The sequence below is a fragment of the Collinsella sp. zg1085 genome, assembly GCF_018889955.1.
Lineage (GTDB): Bacteria > Actinomycetota > Coriobacteriia > Coriobacteriales > Coriobacteriaceae > Collinsella.
The window spans coordinates 1,611,215-1,626,556 of sequence record NZ_CP076545.1; the positions used below are offsets into that span (position 1 = coordinate 1,611,215).

The 15,342-nt window shown below is 48.0% G+C and carries 9 protein-coding genes and 1 tRNA gene; 2 read left to right on the forward strand and 8 right to left on the reverse strand.

Translation table 11 applies throughout. The features are described from left to right. Window positions 1-43: 43 nt before the first annotated feature. The 6 genes from KPC83_RS06850 to KPC83_RS06875 form a co-directional block, all read right to left on the reverse strand. Window positions 44-922: a phosphoribosylaminoimidazolesuccinocarboxamide synthase gene (locus KPC83_RS06850; protein ID WP_216279292.1), complete on the reverse strand. Its 879-nt coding sequence runs from the start codon at window positions 920-922 to the stop codon at window positions 44-46. 172 nt (window positions 923-1,094) lie between these two features. After that, window positions 1,095-2,687, reverse strand: a complete 1,593-nt coding sequence (locus KPC83_RS06855) for a cell wall metabolism sensor histidine kinase WalK (RefSeq protein ID WP_216278508.1) — start codon at window positions 2,685-2,687, stop codon at window positions 1,095-1,097. Beyond that, window positions 2,687-3,418, reverse strand: coding sequence for a response regulator transcription factor (locus KPC83_RS06860; protein WP_216278509.1), 732 nt, complete (start codon window positions 3,416-3,418; stop codon window positions 2,687-2,689). Before KPC83_RS06860 ends, KPC83_RS06855 begins: the two co-directional genes overlap by 1 nt. 181 nt (window positions 3,419-3,599) lie before the next feature. Continuing rightward, entirely contained in the window at window positions 3,600-4,823 is a 1,224-nt protein-coding gene (locus KPC83_RS06865; protein WP_216278510.1) for a hypothetical protein, read from the reverse strand. 15 nt (window positions 4,824-4,838) lie between these two features. After that, window positions 4,839-6,182 carry an adenylosuccinate lyase gene (gene purB, locus KPC83_RS06870; RefSeq protein WP_216278511.1) on the reverse strand — a complete coding sequence of 448 codons (1,344 nt, stop codon included), beginning with the start codon at window positions 6,180-6,182 and terminating at the stop codon, window positions 4,839-4,841. 342 nt (window positions 6,183-6,524) lie between these two features. Next, entirely contained in the window at window positions 6,525-8,051 is a 1,527-nt protein-coding gene (locus KPC83_RS06875; protein WP_216278512.1) for an RNA-binding domain-containing protein, read from the reverse strand. A gap of 471 nt (window positions 8,052-8,522) precedes the next feature. Here KPC83_RS06875 and KPC83_RS06880 point away from each other — a divergent pair. Both KPC83_RS06880 and KPC83_RS06885 read left to right on the forward strand, forming a co-directional pair. After that, a tRNA-Gly gene (locus tag KPC83_RS06880) sits at window positions 8,523-8,597 on the forward strand. 201 nt (window positions 8,598-8,798) lie between these two features. Continuing rightward, a complete protein-coding gene (locus KPC83_RS06885) occupies window positions 8,799-10,007 on the forward strand; it encodes an ATP-binding protein (protein ID WP_216278513.1) in 1,209 nt (402 codons plus the stop codon). A gap of 325 nt (window positions 10,008-10,332) precedes the next feature. Here the strand turns inward: KPC83_RS06885 and KPC83_RS06890 are convergent, their stop codons facing one another. Both KPC83_RS06890 and KPC83_RS06895 read right to left on the reverse strand, forming a co-directional pair. Beyond that, window positions 10,333-12,177, reverse strand: coding sequence for a collagen binding domain-containing protein (locus KPC83_RS06890; protein ID WP_216278514.1), 1,845 nt, complete (start codon window positions 12,175-12,177; stop codon window positions 10,333-10,335). A gap of 445 nt (window positions 12,178-12,622) precedes the next feature. Further along, on the reverse strand, window positions 12,623-15,283 hold the full coding sequence (locus tag KPC83_RS06895; RefSeq protein WP_216278515.1) for a Cna B-type domain-containing protein: 2,661 nt from the start codon (window positions 15,281-15,283) through the stop codon (window positions 12,623-12,625). Between the last annotated feature and the right edge of the window lie 59 nt (window positions 15,284-15,342).

Sequence of the window (15,342 nt, forward strand, 5' to 3'; positions counted from 1 at the left end):
GTTGTTCTTGGGATCTCTTATTGAGAGGGCTTCTCGTACTCACTTACGCTTGCTCCTTCATCGAAGTAAATGGGGCACCGGTAATAAGTTCAAACGCTTCCTGATAGCGCGATGCCGTGCCGTCAATAACGTCTTGCGGCAAACGAGGCGGCTCGCCACTAAAGTCCCAATGGGATTTTAGCCAATCACGCACATATTGCTTGTCGTAGCTTGGCTGTACTGCGCCTTCAACATAGCCCTCAGCAGGCCAAAAACGACTTGAATCAGGTGTTAGACACTCATCAATCAACACAATCTCACCGTCGATAACACCAAATTCAAATTTGGTGTCGGCAATGATAATTCCACGTGTTGCCGCATATTCAGCAGCGGCGGTATAAATCTTGAGCGACAAATCGCGCAGCGCTTCGGCAGTTTTAGCGCCCACAATCTCGCAGCAGCGCTCAAAAGAGATGTTCTCGTCGTGATCGCCCAGCTCTGCTTTGGTAGAGGGCGTAAACAACGGCTCAGGAAGCTTTGATGCCTCAGTTAATCCAGCAGGCAGAGCAATCCCACATACGGTGCCATCTTGGTCGTAGGTCTTTTTGCCCGAGCCGGTTAAGTAGCCGCGCACAATACACTCAACCGGAAGTGGTTGAGCCTTTTTCACAAGCATAGAACGACCGGAAAGGTACGTCTGATATTCTTGAAACTCTACAGGAAAATCAGCAACATCAATTGAAATTAAGTGATGAGGAACAAGGTCTTGAAACTTCTCAAACCAAAATGCCGAAATACGATTGAGTACCTCACCTTTTGTTGGAATTTCATCGGGCAAAATGTAATCAAAGGCCGAAATTCGATCGGTTGCAACCATAAGCAGGGCATCACCTGCATCATAGATGTCGCGAACCTTTCCATGAGAGTCAGGGCGACGTTCCATTGTTTCCACCGAAACCAGCTCCTCGGGTCGTAGCGGTATCCGTATCGCATATATTCTTACGGCTCATACGTTCTCTATTGTAGTGGAGTTATGGGTATCTCTCTGCCTGTTTTTCGCATCACAGCAACAAGTATAGAAACCAAACGCACAAATAAAATCGAACACACGAGCGCTATGCATCTTGATGGGTATCCTGCTCACGTGGCAGATGAATGGTGAACGTTGAACCTTTTCCAAGTTCAGAATCAACCGCAATATAACCGTGATGGCGCTCAATAATTTGCTTGGTTACCGCAAGACCCACACCAAGCCCGCCTGCTATGCGTGCCCGACTTGCGTCAGCTCGCCAGAAACGCCCAAAAATACGGGAAAGGTCTTCTTTTGCAATACCAATACCGGTGTCTGATACCGCAATTTGCACCTCGCGCCGGTCAGCCAACACCGAAACAACAACCCAGCCACCCTCGGGGGTGTAACGCATGGCATTACTCATAATATTGATAATTGCTTGAGTAACCATATCGGCATCAATTTCAAAACTAGCATGCTTACCTTGGGTTTCATCTGCAAAACGCAAGTGAATATTGCGCTGTCGAAATAGCTGCTGCTGAGACTCAACCACACTGCGAATAAACCCTACCGCATCGACCGGCTTAACATTGATAGGTGCACTTTTAAGCTCATTTCGCGAGAGGTCAAGCATTTGCTGCACAAGACGAGACATTCGACGTGTCTCGGCAGCCACTGTTTCAAGATGCTCGTAGTCAGTAGGATAAACGCCATCTTGCATAGCCTCAACTGTTGCCAGCATGGCCATCAAAGGCGTGCGAAGCTCATGAGCAACATCAGAGGTAAGGCGGCGCTCGTGCTTAAGGTCTTTTTCAAGCGAAACGGCCATCTCGTCAAAGGTTTCACCCAAGCGATCCATTTCATCGTCGCCCCGCATACCGGTACGCGCGGTTAGGTCGCCATCGCGAATCTGCTTGGCAGTGCCCGCAATGCGCTGAATAGGGTCGGTAAGCCTCCGCGATACCAGCAAGCCTATAACCAGAGAAATTGCAACAGCAACCAAGGCTGCCATAGCCATGGCATTAAAGGTTTTTTCTCGAAATGCAGAGTCTGCCTTTGTGAGCAAGGCATCGCTTCCCAACACCCACATGCGCAAGGTGCCAATGGTTGTGCCATCGCTTGCCACAATAGCTTGAGAAATAGCACCCTCGGTATCTGTTGGGGCTTTTGATACTAAGCCGTGATTTGCCAGAGAAGCGTCGCGCGAGGGCACAAACGACTCAGGTGTTGTGCTCGCACCTGACGACACCGCATCCTGTGACTCTTCTCGTTTTATTTCTGCAGCTATGGCCGCTGCAGGCCACGTGTCGTCATATAACACGGTGCCATCAACATCGAGCACCTGCATGCCAATGTCCTCAGAAATAATGCCTGAGGTAGCCATGTCATCAAGCGCCTTAGTAGACCACTTGCCCGCCTGTTCATAATCATTGACAAGCTTTTTTGACGTGAGGCGCACAATTTCTTCTACGTTTGCGCGGGTATATTCAGAGAAAACGCCGCCCCATACCACCGTAACCACCAGCACGGTAATGAGCACGGTCATAAACGAAGTCAGTGCAAAAGAAGCTGCCATTCGCGCAGCGTAGCTTCCACCTCGTCGAGAATCAGAACGAGGCGTGTTCCACGTAGCACGGGAACTCGCCTCGGAATCTTTTTTGCGCTGTTGGCCAAAGGCAAACTGAGCGGGAAGCATTACTCAGCGCTGGCCGATGCAGACTCAGCGGACTTTGCAGGGGCCTCAAAGCGATAGCCAACACCATGAACGGTATAGAGCCATTTGGGATGCTTGGGGTCATCACCCAGCTTGGCGCGAAGGTTCTTAACATGGCTATCGATGGTGCGCTCATAGCCCTCAAAATCATACCCAAGAACCTTCTCAACCAGCTCCATGCGGTTATACACACGACCTGGGTGGCGAGCGAGCGTGGTCAGCAGCTTGAACTCAGAAGCTGTAAGGTCAACCTCTTTGCCCTGAACCAAAATCTTATGACCTGAAATATCGATGACCAAGTCACCAAAATCAAGCACAACAACCTGAGGTTCATCGGCAACATGCGTACGACGGAACAGAGCGCGAATACGAGCAATAAGCTCACGCGGCGAGAACGGCTTGATGATGTAATCGTCGGCGCCCAACTCAAGGCCAATAATACGGTCTTCAACCTCGCCTTTTGCCGTCAACATAATAATGGGCACATCAGAGGTATCACGAATTGCGCGACAGACGCGCTCACCTGAAAGTTTAGGCAACATCAAGTCAAGAATAACAAGATCAAACTGGTGCTTCTCAAACTCTTCGACAGCCGATTGACCGTCTCCCACACCAACATACCAATAACCTTCACGTTCAAGATATGCCGCTACTGCGTCGCGAATAGACTTCTCGTCTTCAACGAGTAAAATCTTGCGTGCTTCCGAAGCCATAAGCTGGGCCTCCTCACCAAAGTGGTCCTAGGTTTCTCTATTGTATCCTAGATAACTGTTTGAGTTCTACCCCGCAATCTATGTGTACAAACGATAGCTTGTTGCATTATCACAATCTGTTAAGAAAATCTCAGGTTTTTGATGATGAAACTGTTATGAATGAGGCGCTTGCAAACGCACCTTATAGCGCAAACTGACGCACTCTCACGTGTGAGGGAATACCCTTCTCATTGCGAATAGTGGCAAATACCAGCGGTAATGCTTCTTCTCCCTCGCTTGCGGGAAAATCTCCCATATGTAGCGAGCGGTCAGCCGAACTCAAGCCCTGTAATTTTTGAGCGTCCAAATCAAGCGCATAATGGGCAGCTTGCGTTTTAATCATCACGTGTGCGCCATTAAAACAAGCTTGCGCTACCGGCTCACGACCAAAATAAACATACGGGCCACCCTCGCGACCGATATAGGTACCCATCTTGCCAAGGCTTCCGCCTGAGTCATAGCTTGCCTCAATTGAAAAAATAAACTGTTTACCAGTATAAATTGCATCAAAAGGCCGAATAGATGCCGGCAATACCAATTGGTCAACACGCTTAGGGGTAGCACCTGAAATATCGAGCGCACTCAAGCCATAATAGGTGCCTTCATCAACGCGCACACGCGGCACGATGGTTAGAAGCCCCGCCGCAACACGCGGCCCAGTTGCAAAGCGCCCTCGTGACTCCCAAATTGCCCTTCCTTCACTCGCTCCAACACTCCAGACGTAGCACGTTGATGTCTCAGTACGTTTTGAGCCGGTTGCAAGCGGCATTTTCTGCCATATAACCTGTTGATTTGAACAGGTAAAACGAGGTGGCTCCCAGTCACTATCTCCTGTATCAAGCACCACAGGAGTGCCCGTAAGCTCACCGCTTGAAAAGCCTTGACCTAACAAGACCCACGAACGCTTGATATAGTCGATTTCTATCCAGGCAAATACCGCCTCAGAGCAACGCAGGTCATAGAACGAATAACCGCGCCCTTGCGTTGGGTCTTCGAGCAGGGTTACAAGATTGCCGCTTGAAACGCTCAAAACACCCAAGGTATTAGGGTGTGTTGCTGATTCAGGCGCAAGCAGAGCAGCTGCAAAGGTACCGCCCGTATGGAACAGCACTGTTCCTAAATCAATATCCCAGCTATTGGCTACCGAAACACCAATATCAGCTGACTCAAACTCCTCCAGTGCATCTATTATTTTTGATGCATCAGTTACAACTTCAGGGGCGCTATCCTCTTCTTTTTGCTCTTCCTCAGAGCAAGACGTGAGCGTAATAGCAGCAAGTGCCGCTGTTGAAGCCAGCGCACCTGCCGCAAAACCGCGTCGAGAAATTCCCTTGCGAGATGTCTGCAACCAATCAACTAGTCCCATGTACGTGCCTATCTGCTAAAAACTCAGCTGCTCGAGGCGCGCAAAGACGGTATCAATACGAGTAAGGAAATCCCATGGGTCAAAAATTGTATCGAGCTGCTCACTACTGAGGGGGCAGTCCTCGTCTGCCAGAAGCATTTCTTTGAGTGAGGGACCTGCCACCGCACGGTGAACATCGTCCCACACTTTCATAGAATTGCGCTGTACGATTTTGTACGCATCTTCGCGCGTAATACCGGTATCTACCAGCGCGAGTAGCACTTTTGACGAAAAAATAAGCCCGCGCGTCATCTCGAGATTTGCCTTCATGCGCTCGGGATATAGCATCAGCCCATCGATTACGCGATTCAGACATGCAAACATATGGTCAAGGGCAATAAAACTGTCCGCTAATGCCACGCGCTCAGCCGAACTGTGAGAAATATCGCGCTCGTGCCAAAGTGCCACATTGTCAAAGGCTACCTGGGCATTTGCTTTTACTACGCGCGCAAGCCCGCAAACTTTTTCCATGGTTATGGGATTGCGTTTATGGGGCATGGCTGACGAACCTTTTTGTCCCTTTTTGAAGGGCTCTTCCGCTTCAAGCGTATCGGTCTTTTGCAGATTGCGCACCTCGGTAGCAATGCGTTCAAGCGTTGCCGCGCACGTTGCAAGCACACCTGCAAGATAAGCATGATGGTCGCGGCTAATTACCTGCGTAGATAGTGGGTCATGAACAAGCCCTAGGTGCTTGCAAACATATGCTTCAACAAAGGGGTCAATAGAGCTGTACGTTCCCACAGCACCAGAAATTGCACCTACGGCAACGTTTGCACGCGCATCTTGTAGGCGTTCAAGGTTACGCTTGAGCTCCCAAGCCCAGCTACCAAACTTCATGCCAAAGGTCATAGGCTCCGCATGAATACCGTGCGTTCGACCCACGCACAGGGTATTGCGCTCCTCATAAGCGCGGCGCAGGCAGATTTCGCCGAGCTTTTTACAATCGTCAATGATAATGTCGGTGGCCTGTGTTAGCTGATAGCAAAGTGCTGTATCTCCTAAGTCAGAGCTGGTCATGCCGTAATGAACCCAACGGCTCGGCTTGGGAGAGCCTTCGGGAACCTCAGCATCGATATAGGAGCCCATGTTGGTAAGGAATGCAATAACATCGTGGTTGGTAACCGCCTCAATCTCATCAACTTCTGCACGATTAAAAGCCGCGTGCCTACGAATCCAAGCAGCTTCTTCTTGTGTGATGCCACTTTGCCCCAGTTCGGCTTGAGCCTCACAGGCAAGTACCTCAATCTCTTGCCAAATGGCATACTTGTTTTCAAGCGAGAAAATATGTCCCATTTCCTGGCGAGTATAACGGTCAATCATGGGGTTTCCTCCAAAGTCGGGCTGGTGACAAGCAAGGTATAAAGCGCACAGAGGCAGGCCGCGAAGCTATTATCTCTTAGGCTGTAGCTGAACTGCGCGTGTCCATTGTACATGCGTGCGCGAGGTGAGCAAAACGGTAAGCAAGCCATTCTCCTAACATGCTTTTTTAGCAACTCCTTCAACAATTTAACTTGTCATCTCACCCACAGCCGAGGCACGCAAAGCAAATAAGAACCATTTTAGTTGCTGGCAAAGCCGACCTGTTATTTGCTAGCCAATCGTCTTTTGCCGCTGTTCCATGTAAGACCTCTTAGGACTACTCTTAACTGCTCTTAACTACTCTTAACTGAGCAGCTTTTTTGATATTTCGTAATACTGAGAAGGATCGGTTTTATTTCTTCCTCGCCAAGTCAAGACCTCTATATCAGCCAAATGCTTTAGAGTACGATTGGCTGTGAGCTTTGATATACCGGCATCTTCAGACAGCATAGCCGTGGTAACACGGCCTTGTTCGATTGCTAACTGAAAAGCTATACACTCGTTATCACTCAATTGCACATCTGAATCCGAGAGCAACGCCGACATGTCACCGTGCGTCAAAAGGTTCAAATTCGTACTCTCAGCGTGCGCGAAGCTGTTGGGATCTTTGTCTACTTCCAGCGGCAGGAAAATACTCGACCGCTCAGGGTTCACTTGTTCACTAAGCATCGGTTTTCTGTAACCTACGGAAGTCCATTTCTTCACCATGTCGGGGATACCGCCTCCGGCACGCTCGCCGATGCTGATGAGCGTAAACATCTTCATCATCATCTCGATGCGAGGATCGGAATTGCCGCCAACATAAGCATTCTCCAGACCGACACGGAAGCCGCCAGGGTTGGAGAAATGCAGGCCGTCCTCCTTCCATAGGAAGACGACGCCGCGCCGCTCACTGTAGTCTGCGTTTGTTAGACAGTTCGCAATGGCCTCGCGCAAGGCATCGTGTGCCTCCGTCTCGTCGATGCGCTCACTGTTCCTATCGAGTTTGAAAGGCACGTTGATAGCCTGCTTCATGTTGTTGAAAACGCGCTTGTAGAAGTCAAATACGTTACCTGACCAGCTATCATCCTGCGAAGTAATCCGACCCTGCCATCTCTCGTCCGCGCCAAATTCCTGACGGTAATCTAGGAAGTAGTGCGGGAACTCCGCCATGATGCGCCATTCTTCACCGAACATGAGCAAGCCTGCACTCGTCGGATGAACCTTCCCATTGTCACCGACTTTCGCAGCACCTATCCGACAAAGAAACTCCTCGTTAGGTAGGTCAGCCCATGCATGAGAACTGTGATGTAGTTCGTAGCTTCTACGATACGAACCGATGGTCTCTGCAGACAAGTCATCTACGGTTAGATTCTCATGTACACGGGTGTCAACCGATTCGTCCGAGGCATCACGATACATCGCTTGGATCTCATTTTGAGCACAGCGATAGTCGCCCTTGTGGTCACGCCTGTACGTGCCCGTGATGGGGTTTCCGTTCACATAGACAGGCCTCATACGTCTATCTGCACGCGACACCTCTATAACAATCAGCTCTTTGTCGTCAACGCTTTCAATGCGGGTATTCCTGTCTGATATAACGCAGCACGACAGCTTATCAATATTATGGGCGGTGTTCCAGAAGTCATCGAGCATCTTATCAGCATCGTCAAGCCCTGCTACTTCCAAGGTACCGTCCCTGCGCTCTTTCGCTCCAAGCACGATAACTCCGCCCTCTGTGTTGGCGAAAGCCGAAATCGTCTCCCAGATGCTCTTCGGCAGACCACCTTGTGCGGCTTTAGCCTCGAGGCGGTTGTTCTCCTTATAGGTTTCAAGCCTGGCTAGATCCATGTAGCGACCTTTCTAGTTCTCGCTATTTTACCGCCCAGCACATCGTCCTGGTACCCTGCACTCCCGTTTGCATGACATCCTCGCATAGGCGGTTCGAGCCTGTTGTTTTGGTTCGGCTGCCTAGTAGTGTTCTCACTCCAGTAGCTTTATGCTCCTGCATGCTCAGCTTGGTGACAAGCGGCGACACACAGGCCGTGAGAGAAGACATAGGAATCGGGTGACTTATGTGCTTTGGTATACATGTGCCACACTAAACCTAGCTAACGATGAGAACATCAAGGCCGTTTTGGGTCTCATGAGACATGTAAGTCCATCTTACGCTCTTGAGTTTAGGTGGGTTATGCACTTAAAACAGGATTAGGAATGGGGGGGTGAAGCGCTTGAACATACTGCACGCCGCAATCCAGTAGTGTGATTTTGCCGATTTGGGTTTTTGCGCTTATCTAAGTGGCGTATAATTCGACAACATAAGCGGGTGTCGCCAAGTGGTAAGGCACGAGCTTCCCAAGCTCGCATCCGCGGGTTCGAGTCCCGTCACCCGCTCCACTAGCCTTAACTTTGATACAGCTATAATTCAATAGTGTGCGTGTCGTTGCGTACTGAAAATGGTTAATGATTACTAGGCTCATGTTTTGCAGTGGTAAACGCACTATAGTAACCTAGTAGAGAAATTTGGGAATTGCGTTCCCAAATTTGACCGAATATAGGTACAATGCAATACTTACCTTCCAGCAGAAGGGACAACTCATGTACATCAGGCGCGAAATCGAGCTGACCATCGACAGCATGCTCACACAGGGGAAGGTCGTTCTCGTCACCGGTGCGCGACAAGTGGGAAAGACCACGGTACTTAAAAAACATCTTGGCAACTCCTTCAACTATGTCTCAATGGAAAACCCACGTGATTACTTGCTAGCAAAGCAAGATGCGCTACTTTTCTTCGATTCACATGACCTACCGCTAATCATTGATGAAATCCAACGAGTTCCCGAGCTATTTTCCCCTGTAAAATGGATAGTTGACCAATCCAGCCAGAAAGGACGTATCGTACTTACCGGTTCTCAAACGTACCATCTAATGAAGGGCGTAAGTGAGTCCTTGGCCGGTAGAATAAGAATTATCGAAATGCCTTCCCTTAGCCTGAGAGAGTTAATTGAAATGGCGGACAGTCCACATTCCTACGTTCCAACACGAATTACCAAGCCCAAGCATGTAAAAGACCTCGACATCTGGAGTATTATCCACAGGGGTTCCATGCCTGAGCTTCAAGACAACTCCATCGATTGGAACCTTTTCTACTCGGATTACGTAGCTGCATATCTCGAACGCGATGTACGTGACCTTATCAACGTGCAGGACGAGACAAAGTTCTATAGCTTCATGATAGCCTGTGCTGCAAGGTCAGGACAACTATTCAATGCCACTGATATTGGAAACGCAATCGACGTAGACCATAAAACGGTCAAGGCATGGCTCTCGGTGCTTCAAGCCTCAAATATTGTGAGGATAATTCAACCGTTTTGGCCAAATGTTGACAAACGCCTGACCAAAACGCCAAAGATTTTTTTCATGGACACAGGTCTTGTTTGTCACCTCACAAGGTGGACTACCCCCGACCAGCTCCGTAACGGGGCGGTCGCCGGTCATGTCTTTGAGACATTCGTGGTCTCTGAAGTGCTCAAGAGCTTTATGAATGCAGGTGCAAACCTTCGGGACGTATGGTTTTATCGAGACGCAAAAAAGCGCGAAATCGACCTTGTCATTCAAGAGGGTCACGTACTTCATCCCGTGGAGATTAAAACAGCAGCTACCATCACAAGCGATGCCGTCAAAAACTTTAGCTGCCTAGAAAATCTCTCGGGTTACGAAATTGGATTTGGGCACGTAATCTGCCAGACTACCGAGCCCTATTCTGTAACGCGCGAGGTTCAGGCTGTGCCGGTGTGGGAAATCTAGTTGGTCCTCAGTTTAAAGAATAGAAGTCTTTTCAGTGCTCATGCACAAGCTTTGTCACTCATAGCGCAGAGTGTCTCTTCTAGATCTTCTTTCCCGACATGCAGCAACCTCTTAGTTTTTATAGCGAAAACCATCTGCCTCGAAGAGGCTTTTACAGAGGAAAAATATAGGCACATGCCAAGGGTATTTAATGAGATTTTTCACCCATTTTTTCGCTAGACCAATAAATTTAGGGCTATAAGATAGCTCCTATCCTATAGCCCTAAAAACGATTCTGCTGCTTAACAGCTAAGACCTGCTACAACAAACCTCAAGCCTGTGCTTTTTACTGCTCATATTCTTCTTTGCGGCCTCTTAACGCTCCGATTCCCAACAACAACGTAGCTGGTAATGCTATCAATCCTGCATACAGCACTGGATTGACCCCATTTTCTCCCGTCTTTGGTAATGTCCATTTGCCCGGTTTATCAGACCCATTTACTGGCGGATTACCTGGCTTGCTGGAACCATCTGCTGGTGGATTACCTGGCTTGTTGGAGTCGTCCACTGGTGGATTACCTGGCTTATCAGACCCATTTACTGGTGGATTTCCCTCTGACACTGTCTTTTTAACGTTCTTTACTACAAGTTTAGAACCATCTACAGCTACATTCTCATGGGTTCCTGCCACCGTAATCGAGCCATTCTCATCTACATGAAAGCCAAACTCGCCCAATTGTTCATAGCCCTTAGGTGTTTTCGTCTCATTAAGAACATAATCACCCTCATCAAGTCTTAAAGCCTTAGCTTCCCCGCCGCTGGTCCAGCTTGCAACTACCTCTTCAGAACCCTTAGGAGTAATTACAAGTTCCGCTCCTGCAAGAACTGCACCCTTCTCATCCACCTTGCTGATAGAAATCTCAGGCTTGTATCTATTTACAAAGGTTACAGGCTTAATACGCATGTATGCTGGAAGATGGCGGTTAGGTGAATTCGTACCTTCAGATGCATAATAAGCATCCGCTTCCTCAACAGAATTAAAGAGCATGAAATTTTCAAATTCGCTACCTTCGGTAGGTTGGGTAATAATATCAAGGATTTTGACCTCATTATTAGAAGCAATCAGATCAGCATCCTCCCCTGTGGGTTTACCTTCTCGAAGAAGGTATCTCCTTACACCATAATCTTGCGTTTCTCCATTCGGCGTTGTATAGTCCATTTTCAATTTAGGTAGGAGCTCGGCAAATGTTGGAATATCATCCTGTAAATAAGCTTTTTTATAAGCTTTTCTTAGTCCTTCTATGCGTGTTTCATTATCAGTATCATCATCAATAATTGCATCTAGAGTTCCCATAACAGACCAAGGACGCCATAAAGACTTAGATACTGAATTGATTGATCCGTCATATTTAACATCCTTATGAGTAAACAATGGTCTTTGTACCGATCCTGCACTATAGGTTACGGCAATATTCGCGTGTAAATTATAGATGTAAGAATACTCAAATCGACTAAAACCATAGTCTAACAGGCTCTGACAGCCATCGTCGTAGCCGCCCAATCCAGCACCTTGATGGAAGCAACGCCACGCGATGGTATCCTCTGGCCAACCATGCTTATCGTATTCAGTATATCCTTCTTCATGTTTGAGGTAATCATAAGTTGCAACTGCGGTTTGTATACCGTCAGAAGAATACATCGACCCCCAGTCATATCGTATGCTGTGATTTAATATGGCATCACCGTCACCTGGGTGGTTATCCAGTAAATAGGTAAGCCTCTCATCATAAGCATCGTTGGGATTAAAGGTGACGACTTCCCACTCCGCTTCGTTTCCTGAAACAAACCCACCCTTTTGAATAAAAGTATTCGAGTCCGAATCAGCAACTTTACCAATACCGTATTCTTCTTCCTTGCCCTCTGGTATCTCACTGAGTATAAAAGGGACAGAAAGTCTGGGCACCCTCGTTCTGTCAGGGGCATTAGTCATATCCAGTTTCTTTTCATACCGAAACTGCTTGATAAGTTCAGGGCCAACTTCTACATTATTACTTATTATTGATTCATCAGCTAAAACTGGAATTGGATGCATGAGCAGAGCCACACAGATAAGAACAGTAAGCACGGTGTAGAGTGTGCTTTTTGCGTGACTAGCCAAAAGGCTAAATCTTGACAGGGCTAATCTGACCATTTCGTTACCTATCTCCTTAAGATGAAATTACAAGATGACGATATCAACTTATAATCCAAGAATGACAACGCTTTGTAAAATACCACAAGCACAGTATCATTAACCCGTCGAGAATCAATTTATTCAGATTTTTCTTAGGTAATTTATTGTCTAATTATATGCATAAGGTGCTTAATTTGTGGGGGGGGGGGGAGCGATAAGAGGTGTTAAAAATAATGAGCTATATGAGCTATGCTGCAACAGATATAAGCTGCACGTAGCTATTAGATATAAATAAGCTCTCACGAAGGGTATTTAAATCACAGTGGTACTAAGGTAAAACAGGGTATCTACCAGCATAGATACCCTGTTTTATTATCCATTTTTCAACATTTAACTATTACAGATTACCCGCGTCTAAACCAGGTCTGAGCAATACCATCTCTCTTAGCGCATTACCCACACGTTAAAAACGCGACCTCCTACGACTGAAACCCCCAAGCAAGACAGCACTTATACCTGAAACGACAGCTAGGCCTGCAAGGGCTGCCATATCACTTGTCTTAGGCAGATATTGCTTTTTTAGCCCTTTGGGTTTTTTGGGCTGAGGCTTATCCCCTGCTGGCGGAGACGGCGGTGTCGGTGGAGTTACCGGCGGCTCGCTTGGCACAGGTGGTTCACTCGGTACCGGCGGCTCTTGCGGTTTGTCGTAGGTATTCGTTACCGTCAACCCGTCTTCTATCTTGGTGTAATGCTCAGGAACATAATTCTCACCTGTAGCATTTACTTCGCAAACAGAATACACATACGGATGACCCTGCGCATCAGTAAGCTCAAGACCAGACCAGCTCACCTCTGTTGCACCATTCGGCAACTCTTTAAGCTCGGCTCCCTGAACAGCCTCAGGTGTAGCATCACCTACCGCTCGATAGAGCTTAAACCAGATAGTTGGACGCTCGCCTTCAAAAGGGTCACCTGCCCATACCTTAGTTGCCGTTACTGTTGTTGTACGCGACACTCGGTTAGTCACGGTCAATATCTTTGGATTATCGGTAGCAGGCACTGCCTCTACAAGCGTATTTCCCTCAGTATCAATCTCACGAACACTATAGGTAATCATTTGACCATCAGCATCTTTGGTCGGCAGCCCGGTCAGGGTTTTTGTCCAACCCTCTTCCTTGGTTAGCTTAAGCGTCTGAACCCTGTACACTTGATTACCTACACGGCGCTCAACAGCAATTGTAACTACATTAATATCTACCTCAGCAGCTGGAACCTCCGCTCCGTCATCTGCATAGACCCAACGCTTTGTGATGCTGAGCTCAGTTTCTTCCGGCTCACCAAAAATAACCGCACCGTTGGTACCAACACCGGCACCACGATATGCCTGATTGTTGCGAATCACCAAGCGTGCGAGACTTGTCGCCAGCTCCCAACCGCCTTCAGCCGGCATTGCTTTGAGACCCTTATTCATAATAGTATTGTTTGTATCACCATGAAAATGCACTTCTTCACCAGGATTATCTGGATTAAACCGTGCATCGGCATTGTCCCAATAATAGGATACCGGTGCGCCGCCCAACATACGGTTAGCAAGAATCATGCGCTGCGCACCCACGCTACCATAATTATCGTGAGCAATATCTAAGCCATACGAACCCTGCGGATTGTCGCCGGTTGTATTATCAAAAATCGCCGCTCCACGCGTTATATGCAAGTCAATATTGCCGGTGGGACAGGTCCAGATGCCACCACCAAACATCGATGCTTTATTGCCATAAACTACAGCATCATAAAGTTGCGCCTTATAATTATGAGAACCAACATACACTCCACCGCCTTGACCTGAACCAGCAACACCAAGACCAGCGTTGTTATTTTCAATCAAGCCTGCCTCAAGCACGGCATCGTAGGTAACAATGTTCACCCCGCCGCCGGTATTGTAGGCACGATTGCCGGTAATGGCTCCGCCTTTCATATGAAATCTACCAGGCTGGTAAGCGCTATAAGCTGCTTTATCTAAACCCGTATTTCCACCTTCTCCATCAACCTCTTCAAGAGAATCATTTACCCACGAAAATAAGTTGGTTGCACAAACACCGCCACCATATGGAGCAATATTATTGCTGATTGTGCCGTTGTTGAGCTCAAAGCTTGCGTTGCCAAACACAAGAACGCCACCACCGCCAAAACCAGATTCGTTATTGGTAATGGTTCCACCATTCATGACAAAACTACAGCGCGTCTTCTTTGCATTTGTTTCAGCAGTGCCCTGCTCCAGCCATGTCGCAATATCAGAGCCATAAATCCAACTATAGACCGAAACACCACCCGCAAACCCGCCGTTGCCGGAGATTTCTCCGCCATTCATAACAAAACGGCTGCCAAGCTGTTCATCTGCCGAATTATAGCTGTTGGTAAATACGCCAACACCACCTGCTTCGCCGTATGCGTTGGCCGACATTTCACTACCGCGACCCTTTGTAATTGCTCCACCATTCATCTCAAAATACGAGCCTTTAGTTACGGCAACATTGCCTGCACCATTTTGAGCGCGTCCCGCATCATCTAATCGATGATTATCGGTAATCAAACCACCATTCATAATGAGCTTTGCTTTTGCACCGGCAATGGTTACCGCTGCTTGGAACTGCTCATATCCACCTCGTGCTCCTTTAATGGTACCTTTATTGAGAATAGCCGTGCCATTGATTAAGACTGTTGGATTTGCTGAGGGAACTGCGGTACCGCGACTATCAATCTCAAGGCTACCACCAGCAGTTTCGTCAAGCGTAAGCTGCGCGCCTTCCTCAACCTTGAATAGAGTTTTGTCAAAACCATCGGCACGCACTAAGCGAGAGGTCTGACCCGTATCGCCATTGGCAGCATTAACCAGCTCAACATCTGCTCCCGCAGGAATGACAAGCGTCTGATGAAGCATATAATCGCCTGGTGCCAATTTGATGCGCATATGAGTGTTGCCGGCATTTGTAATTGCTTCTTGCAACTTATCCGGGTTCAGCGGATCATCTGCCGAGAACACCGTCATGTCAAGCTCGGTGCGGGTGTCTGCATGTGCGGAGCAGGGAAGCGCCACAACAACTATAGACAGCAGAGCAATACACATACTTATGTATAGCAGGCTGAAAAATCTTAATGCATTATTTTGGGTGTTCATTGACAGCC

What these genes read in the sequence shown, in the direction of transcription:
- KPC83_RS06850 (WP_216279292.1), bottom strand. Translation starts at nt 922, where the DNA reads ATGGAACGTCGCCCTGACTCTCATGGAAAGGTTCGCGACATCTATGAT.
- KPC83_RS06855 (WP_216278508.1), bottom strand. Translation starts at nt 2,687, where the DNA reads ATGCTTCCCGCTCAGTTTGCCTTTGGCCAACAGCGCAAAAAAGATTCC.
- KPC83_RS06860 (WP_216278509.1), bottom strand. Translation starts at nt 3,418, where the DNA reads ATGGCTTCGGAAGCACGCAAGATTTTACTCGTTGAAGACGAGAAGTCT.
- KPC83_RS06865 (WP_216278510.1), bottom strand. Translation starts at nt 4,823, where the DNA reads ATGGGACTAGTTGATTGGTTGCAGACATCTCGCAAGGGAATTTCTCGA.
- purB (WP_216278511.1), bottom strand. Translation starts at nt 6,182, where the DNA reads ATGATTGACCGTTATACTCGCCAGGAAATGGGACATATTTTCTCGCTT.
- KPC83_RS06875 (WP_216278512.1), bottom strand. Translation starts at nt 8,051, where the DNA reads ATGGATCTAGCCAGGCTTGAAACCTATAAGGAGAACAACCGCCTCGAG.
- KPC83_RS06885 (WP_216278513.1), top strand. Translation starts at nt 8,799, where the DNA reads ATGTACATCAGGCGCGAAATCGAGCTGACCATCGACAGCATGCTCACA.
- KPC83_RS06890 (WP_216278514.1), bottom strand. Translation starts at nt 12,177, where the DNA reads ATGGTCAGATTAGCCCTGTCAAGATTTAGCCTTTTGGCTAGTCACGCA.
- KPC83_RS06895 (WP_216278515.1), bottom strand. Translation starts at nt 15,283, where the DNA reads ATGTGTATTGCTCTGCTGTCTATAGTTGTTGTGGCGCTTCCCTGCTCC.